Consider the following 8,171-nt stretch of genomic DNA (forward strand, 5'->3'; position numbering starts at 1 on the left):
CACATGCGGGCCGCGCGGCGACCTAATACAAGGACTCGAAGGTCCGCCATCTCACAAGCCGTTCGCGACGCCAGCGCACCGAACGGGCCTCTGTCTAGACCAGAGCTCGATGGCTCGCGGGGTATAGGGGGAGGTCACCGTGCGGCGGGCTCACGCGACGAACGTAGGGGTCGCGTGGCGGCCTGGAGGGCACCGGGGGCTCCGCTCTAGATAAAGGCCTCACGGGCCGTAGGGTCGTTGGAGTCGCACCCGGAGCCCACCGGACCGCCACGCTGATTGGGCTCCGCTAACTACGTATTAGGGGTGTTCGCAGGGTTAGGGACGCTTGGTTTGCTTGCAAAGGATCTTCAGCGCTAGGGATTCCAGTGCCCTGACGCAGCTGCTCGGACTCGTGCTGAGATGTGGTTGGAGAGTTCGGCTTGAGGTGCCTCTCCTCCGAGCCATGTTTCGGGTGCGTCGTGCAGGGCTTTGGCGACGGCGAGTGGTACACGGCATCCGGGCTCTCGCGCAGCAGCGCTGATGGCCTCTGCAACGTCGCTGCTCACCGCACCCTGCTGCCCGCGGATGAGTGAAACTGCTGTCTGTGCACGGACTTGAACCTGGAAATCGCCGGTGAGCATGACCAGGAACCCTTGGACCCGCGGGTCCTGCGCCCGGTGGCCGAGTGCCGATACCAGTCCGGCTGCGGCTCGACGCTGGGAGGCTGAGCCGCGCAGCCAGGCCAGAATCCGGTGTACCGCAGCCGTAGTGTCTGTGATCCCGAGGGCGAGCGTGAGGGCGAACACCGCCTCGGCGAGCTCTGCTGTGCGGTCAGGCCAGATGACGTGTCCCTGAACCGCTGCGGGACCGCTGGCTAGGGCGTCCCGCAGTTGGGACGCCACCGGGTCGGGGAGTTCGCTCGCACGTTGGCCAAGGATGCGTACGGTGCTGATCTTGTCGTCCTGGGCTACGCCGGGTTCGGCGACGACGTCCATGATCGGATCCCACTGCGCAAGCTCCGGGTAGGTGAGGTTGCAGGCGGCCAGGGTGCGTGCGTAGTCGGCTCCGCTGTGCTGCCACACGCTGCGGCGAGCCTCTTCCACGAGTTGGCAGCATCTGGAGACGGCGATGTCGATGATGACCTGAGCGGCCGTAGTGTTCAGTGTCGTGGCCGATGCCAACTCTCCTGCCGCTTCCATGTCAGCTTCTTCGGCGCGTCGCGTCAGCTCGGCTTCCGCCTCGGTGTCACCGCACTGCATAAGCGCACCCAGCATGGTTGCGGACAGAAGTGACCGTTCCTGGTCGAGCGCGGCGGCGCGGATCTGATCGGCTCGGGTGGCGAATGCCGAAGGCCGAAGGCAGGTAACGAGTCGTGTCAGGTCGTCTTCGACCCTGCTGCTCTTGTCGCGAGAGAGGTCATCCAGCAAGAACGTGACGGCTTGCTCGTGCGAGGTGTCGCTGGCGGCGGCCAATACTCCGCACAGTGCGCGGTTGGCGAAGTGGTCGACCCTGAAGCTTGGACGTACCCGCTCGGCGAATGGAGCAGGTTCCCTGAGCAGGCTCAGGCAGTGTTCTGCGGCTTCGTCCGCCGCAGACTGATCCAGCAGGTCACCAGCATGCTGCAGGAGCATGAGTTTGGAACGGGCGTTGGTGTGTGTCCAAGGCGCGACTGCCGAACGCTGCAACGCGCCACGCACGGAAATGGCCGGCCCGGCTGCCCACAGTCGTTGAACCGCGATCTCCAGATCTTCACGACAGCCGTAACGCCGCAGCTCATCCAAGGCCTTCTCCAGCCCCTGAAGCGCGAGTTGGCCCGACGACGCTGTCGCTTGCGAGCTCAACTCGTCTGTCTGCTGTGGCCCGTTCAGCTGTTCTGTGCTGGCACTTCGCCAGGCCACTTCATGGTGCATGATTTCGTGACGCGAACGTTGGGCGAGGGCTGCTGCTGCGCTGCCGCGGGCACCGGCGAGCGCCGCAGACAGCCACGCACCGTGCAGGAGGCCTTGGGCATCCGCCAAGAGTTGGAGGTCGATGTCGTCGCAGTTTCCCCATGCCTTGAACGCCGACTTATCGTGGCCAGCCAGAGCCCAGCTGATCGACTGAGACCGCCACCACGAGGTGGCCGTGTCTCCAGCAGTCAGTGTCGCCTCGACTTGTTCTCCTGTGGTGTCCCACGTTGAGGTCTCGAAGATGAATCTGGCCGCGGATGCGCTGATGGCTCCAGCCGTGACGTCGTCGACGTCGAGAATCAGGGTCCGCTGAGCGCTTGCTGCCAGCGTGCGCGCCTCGTCGATAGCTCCGCGCTCAGCAAGGGTGATGGCGCGGTGCATGAGTACCCAGGCGTGGTCGATAGGGGACAGGTCAGTACCGGCGGCGGTCAGCGCCGCTTCGGCCTCGTCCCAGCGTTCCGCATGGCTCAGTGCGACGGCTGCGGTCACGGCGCAGGCGGCGATGCGATATCCCGGCTGCGTATCCCGCTTCTGCGGCTTGGGGTTTTGAGAACGGCTGGTCGCAGACACGAGGTCGAGCAGGGGCCCCGATTCCCCGGAGGTGACGAACTCACGGAGGACGGCGAAGAATCGCCATCGCCAGTCGCCAGACTGAGCCGATGCTTCGGCCAGATTCGGATTGCTGCCGCCCTTGACATACCTGATGCAAGGCGTTCATGCGCTCCTGGACGATCAGGGCGATGGCTTCCTCGGGCTCAAGGGTGCGTTTGTAGCCAGTGTTGGGATGTGGGGCAATGAGCCTTGGCGCCAGCAGGGCGTGGCGCAGTGCCTGACCGGGAGCCACTGCCTTCGCGCTCGCAGCGAAAGACGTTCCCTGCAAGGCCGGCGGGCTCTTCGCCGAGGAAGCTACCGCCATGAGGGCGCCCAGGCTGGCTTCATCGACTCGCTGGTCGGCCGGAACGAGGACCTTGTAGCCCGTTCCGGTGCTTTCTACGACCTCCTTGGTGACATGTACCCAGTACGACACCCGCTCCTTGGGGTCATGCAGCACAAGCAAGTGGGGATGGGCATGTTGCACCCAGTTCTCGAAGTGCTTGGGACCGGCTTCCTTGTACCACCATCCGACGACGCGATCGTGCTGGTCCTTCTCGACAGTCTGGAAGTAGGTGTCACCGGTTTTTACTTGCGCGATCACGACGACCGCCCGGTCGAACAGACGCTCATCACGCACCTGCAGGAAGACGTCGATGCCCAAGTCATGACGATGGTTCTCTTGCGGACCCCAGCCGAGGTCCGCGAAATCCGCCATTACCCGGGACACGCCGGCGCTGCCGGTTTGTTCCTGCTCGCTGGCGCGCATGCTGCTTGAACTCCTCTCGGCCGATGAGCGGGCCGCTGATACTTCAGTCGCCAGCCTCGCAGGCCCTGGCATCGCGGCAGAGGATCAGCAAAGTGGCGCCTCTGGATTCCTTCTCACGGACCAACCTGAGTCGGAGTCCGGGGATCGTTTTATCTGCCGGTGGTGGCGGTGTGGGGGACGTTTGTTCCTGTTGCCACCTGCGCTGATGGTGCTGGCCGGAGTGCCGTACGCGGGGCTGTGGGTGGTGGTTGTGTTTGGTGTGTGGACCCCGACTTGCGGCGGAGCGTGCTGTTTCTCCGGTGACCGGTTTGGTGCGGTGGGTAGTGGTCGATGCCCGTTCGTTTGATCTGCAGCCGGAGGCGGTGCCTACCTCGTCTCGCTGCGGGCGAGGGGCTGTTCGCCGAACACCGAGCGCGCTTACGCCGGGCGGGTCGCTCTGTATCTGAACTACTGCCGGATGCGGCGGCTGGACTGGAGTAGTCTCGGGTTTCTGGGGCTGGCCGGGCTGCAGCAGTGGCTGATCGAGACTCCTGTTCCGCCCCGTGCTGGCCGGATGCGGCCTGGGCTTGTCCGGTACCGGTCGGGGGACGGCGAACGCGGTGATGACGGTGGTGGGGGAGTTCCTGCGGTTCGGCGGTGTGCACGGCTGGGTGCTGGCCGACACGGCCGGTCTCCGGTCGGAGCCGAAGCTGCTGCGCTTCACCCCGCCCGGCTACGACAGCGGCGAGTCGGGCCGGCGGCGCCAGGTACGGGCGGCCGCATTCCGCTTCCAGATCACTGAACCCGGCTATGAAGACCTCAGCGATGAGCAGATCCGCCGGATGATCGCCTTCGCGCCCAGGGCCCGGGACCGTTTCCTGATCGCCCTGCTGGCGTGTACGGGGCTGCGGATCGGCGAGGCGCTCGGCCTGCACCGCGGCGACATGCACCTGCTGGCCTCCTCGCGTGCCGTGGGCTGCGGCATCGAGGGCCCGCTGAGAGCGAGGCCCAGCAAATCCAGGGCCTGCTGCACGCGGCGGTCGTAGACCGCCATCCGCTCCGGCGCCGCTGCGGTAAGGATCGCCGATGCCTCCCAGACGGTGCTGCGCCCTGCCCGGGCCGCTTCGGCGCGTGGCGCATCCGTGTCGCGGACCGCCTGAACGGCGCGCGCGGTGACAGCGCGTACCTCAGTGTCGGGCAGGGACATGAGCTTCGAAGCCCACGGAGTCTGAGCGGACAGTCGTTTCCACATCACCAGCGCCCCGATGTCCGCCTTGCCGAGGCAGCCAGCTTCCCTCGCCCGCCGTGCGACCTCCTGGAACACTTCGTCGTAGTACGGCGAGACGTCGGACAGGTACGACGCTCGCGCCGCTACCAGCACCTCCCACACACTGCTGAAGCCTTCCGGCGAGTCCGTCATGTCGCTCAGCTCCATTTCATGCCGATCGCGGTCAATTCGTCGATCCGCTCGGGTGCGAGGCCCGCCCTGCGGGCCCGGGAGTTGGCGATGAATACGCCGAGAGCCTGCTCGGCATCGCCGACGGTTTCGATATGCGATCGGGGGACGTTCAGGTGCCCTTCGCGGTGTGCGTACTGACGGGCGGCTGCGAGATTCGCGGCCCACATCTGCGCCCGGCTACGCCGTGGGACAGCTGCCCGGGCAGCAGCCCTCTCTGTCTCCTCGAGCGGCTCGAGCCCGAGGGTCTCGGCAAGCAGCCACTGCTGTGCGGGGGCCAGCGCGTCCCACTCGGTGCGCTGGACTTGGGCCCAGTGACCGATGTCCTCGCCCTGGATGATGAGCAGGCGGGCGTCGTCGGGCAGGGTGCCGCCGCCGGCGAGGTGGGTACGGGCCAGGTGGAAGCAGCGCTGCCAGGCCACTGGCCATGCAGGGCACCAGGCCGGGTCTATGTCGTCCAGCTCCTGCCGCCGCTCAGGACTCAGGACACCCGCAGCACCGTCCGCGGGCTCTGCTTCCTCGGCCGTGTCGGCACGTCGTGCGGCGGTGCGCTGGTTCTTCAGCCAGACGCCGACCGGGTAGCCCTGCCAGGTGGCCTCGTGCGGGGCGAGGAGATGACCGTGTTCAGCGGCCCAGCCACGTGCGGCGGCCAGACCTTCCTCGAAGGCCACCGAGTACCGGGACCAGATCATCCCGGTCTCCTCCAGCTGCCGCACCCGGTCTTCGACAAGATCACCCTGCCGGTGCGTACGTCGCTGGACAGAGATCCACACGCCCAACGGGAACCCGTCGGGGGTCGTGTACCCATAAGGGACACGCAGATGGCCGTGGTCTGTGTGGTAGGCGAGGGCGGCCTGCAGTCCCCGCCGCCAGTACTCGCCCTCGGGCTTGAGGACCCGCGCGGTGATGAACGCCGCCAGCTTCACCGGGTCCCGCGGGGTGGAGAAGGACAGCAGCCCCTGCGCTGGCCCACTCACCCCTCCTTCAGCCGACACCTGGCCTCCACCCGACGAGGGACGGCCAGCAGTCTGGAGGACGGCGAGCTGCTCGACAGCTTCGGTGTCGTGCGCGCGCAGCGCGGTCAGCACCTTGGCCAGGTCCGTGTACGCCTTGGAGACGAGCATCTCGTCGGGCTGCTCGCCCGGCCCGAGGAACACGGGCACCACCAAGGAGGCAGTCTTGCCTTCCCCGGGCTGCATCCGAAGTGCCCGCCCCACGGCCTGAACCACATCAGGGGCGGAGCCGCGGACATCTGCGAAGACGACCGCGTCGCAGTTCTTCGTATCGACACCCTCGCCGAGAACGCGCGCCGATGACAGCACGCTCCGCTCCATCACCGCCTCGTCCGTGATCCCCGTCGAGAAATCCTCCAACACCCTGCGCCGGTGTGCTGTCTTGTGCTCCCCACACAACCAGTCCGCCCACACCAGCTCCGGCCCCGGATATGCCGCCTGATCGCTCTCCCACAGCGCCTTCGCCACCTGCCCCAGCCCGCTTGAGAACGCCTCCGCCTCACTGGTGCGATGGTGAAAGGTCAAGATCCTGCGCAGCCGGTGTTCCGCCGCCGTCTTCAGCACCGCCGTCTGCAGCGCCGCGAGCCGCATCCCGCGCACCGCATCCGTCCGTCCCTCACCGCCGACCAGCTGGACGGCCTGGACCTGAGGGTCGGCGATGTCCACGCAGACCACCTGGTACTGCGCGATCAACTCCCGCTCGATCGCCCGCGACATGGGCAGCCGGTACACCACCGGCCCGAAGACCCCTTCGTCGTCCATCGACGCCACCAACCGTGCAGGCCCACGGCCGCCCCCACCACCGGCGCCCTCCTCAGCAGCGACCTCCCACAACCGCGGAGTGGCTGTCATGTACAGGCGCCGCACCGCCGGCACCCGGCCGTTGTCGTGCACCGCGGCCCACGGCTTCCCCAGCGCCCCAGAGGTCCGGTGCGCCTCGTCCACCACCACCAGATCCCATGGATCCAGCCCCGCCGTATGCGCCCGCTCCAACACCCCGAGCCCCACCGCCGCATACGTGGCGAACACCGTGCACCGCTCCACCCCGTGCAGCCACCCGGCCAGCTCCGCCGCATCCGTCGAACACGGCACATCCAGCGCCCCGCCCTCGCGCTGCGCACACACTCCGAACATCCGCCCGCCACGACCACCCGCCCGCCAGGCACCCACCATCTGCCCCAACAGATCCAAGGTGGGCACCAGCACCAACACCCGCCCGGCACGCAGCTCCTGCGCCGAGTGCACTGCGATCAGGCTCTTGCCGGACCCCGTAGCCGCAATGACCTGGACCCGCAGCCCTCCCGCCGGCTGTACCGAACCTGTCGGCTGCCCCAGAGCGCGGACTACCGCATCCACTGCCTCGACCTGATGAGGGCGAAGCCGCTGCTGCTGACCCGACACGCGATCTCCCCGCCTTTCTCGCTGCCCGTAGCGGGGGCAGTAGGCCCCTAGAATGGATTCTAGCCGCAGTCACTTTGATACACAGGCGCTCCTGCCAGGCCCCACCCCACTCAGCATCGGACACGCTCCGTCACTATCGCATGCACCGAGGAAGCCCTGAACGGAACTAGACACATCAACCTGCGGTAGGGACATCCGTGAGATACTCCCTACCCTCCGAGCGACCGGACCGACGGGCCGTCAGAATGGTGGATCAGCGCCCTGTTGACCGGGTTCACGGATCTCCTCCACTCCCAATTTCACCTACCGGGAACGGATAGCGTTCGACTGCCGTGCGAACCGCTGGGCCAGCGCGTCGACACCATGACCAGCGGCATGAAGCTCCAGGAGCAGCTGCTCGTCCTCGCCCGACCACCGTTGGTATGCGTTGCCGTGCTGCTTCCTGACCTCGTCTACCGAGTAGGCCCGAGACGACGACGAGGGAGTGCCCGAGGACAGTTCCACTGCGCTCAGTGAAACCAAGGGGAAAACACCCACCTCAACGCCGTGCAGCCAGAACGTGACTGAACCTTCCTCGAATGTCAGCACGTCCGTTTCCAGATCGATGACTCTGCGCATGACGTCCGGATCTTTGGGGTCGAGTATGAAGTCGGCAAACCTTAAACGGATCTGATACCGGGGCACATCGGTCATGAAGATCACTATGCCCAACGAGACCACTGGTCAAGCATGCTGACACCCTGCCAGCCAGGCCCGCGACAGCGGGCCCGGGCTCGAAAGACGAAGCCGGAGAGCCCCAAGGCGGGGGAGCGAAGCGGACCTGCCCCGTGATCCGCAACGCGGATCACTCCGCCGGCTTGCCAGCGGCACTTCGGTATGGCCCGCAACGCGGCCATACTTTTGGCTGTTGGAGCGAAGCGGAGACAGCCGGCGCGGCTTGCCGCGCCCCGATCCGCACCGCGGATCGGTTGCGCCCCGCAACGCGGGGCGCTTTCACTCCCCAGCGCGCAGCGCTGGGGACCCCCTCCGCGGGG

The 8,171-nt window shown here is 66.8% G+C and carries 5 protein-coding genes; 1 reads left to right on the forward strand and 4 read right to left on the reverse strand.

All coding sequences use genetic code 11. The annotated features are described in order from the left end of the window. Nucleotides 1–353 precede the first annotated feature (353 nt). Together AC5P1B_RS34520 and AC5P1B_RS34525 are read right to left on the reverse strand one after the other, a co-directional pair. The gene (locus AC5P1B_RS34520; RefSeq protein ID WP_493891972.1) at nt 354–2,498 is read right to left on the reverse strand and encodes a hypothetical protein; all 2,145 of its coding nucleotides are present in this window, start codon (nt 2,496–2,498) and stop codon (nt 354–356) included. 40 nt (nt 2,499–2,538) lie between these two features. Continuing rightward, a complete protein-coding gene (locus AC5P1B_RS34525) occupies nt 2,539–3,288 on the reverse strand; it encodes a DUF4365 domain-containing protein (RefSeq protein ID WP_493891973.1) in 750 nt (249 codons plus the stop codon). 566 nt (nt 3,289–3,854) lie between these two features. Here AC5P1B_RS34525 and AC5P1B_RS34530 point away from each other — a divergent pair. After that, a complete protein-coding gene (locus AC5P1B_RS34530) occupies nt 3,855–4,313 on the forward strand; it encodes a hypothetical protein (RefSeq protein WP_493891974.1) in 459 nt (152 codons plus the stop codon). Between the two features lie 379 nt (nt 4,314–4,692). On the opposite strand, the gene AC5P1B_RS34535 is transcribed toward AC5P1B_RS34530, so the two are convergent. Both AC5P1B_RS34535 and AC5P1B_RS34540 read right to left on the reverse strand, forming a co-directional pair. Beyond that, the gene (locus AC5P1B_RS34535; RefSeq protein WP_493891975.1) at nt 4,693–7,137 is read right to left on the reverse strand and encodes a helicase associated domain-containing protein; all 2,445 of its coding nucleotides are present in this window, start codon (nt 7,135–7,137) and stop codon (nt 4,693–4,695) included. 303 nt (nt 7,138–7,440) lie between these two features. Beyond that, nucleotides 7,441–7,830: a hypothetical protein gene (locus AC5P1B_RS34540; RefSeq protein ID WP_493891976.1), complete on the reverse strand. Its 390-nt coding sequence runs from the start codon at nt 7,828–7,830 to the stop codon at nt 7,441–7,443. Nucleotides 7,831–8,171: the final 341 nt, after the last annotated feature.

It is taken from the genome of Streptomyces sp. A01, assembly GCF_059026195.1.

What these genes read in the sequence shown, in the direction of transcription:
- AC5P1B_RS34525 (WP_493891973.1), bottom strand. Translation starts at nt 3,288, where the DNA reads ATGCGCGCCAGCGAGCAGGAACAAACCGGCAGCGCCGGCGTGTCCCGG.
- AC5P1B_RS34540 (WP_493891976.1), bottom strand. Translation starts at nt 7,830, where the DNA reads ATGACCGATGTGCCCCGGTATCAGATCCGTTTAAGGTTTGCCGACTTC.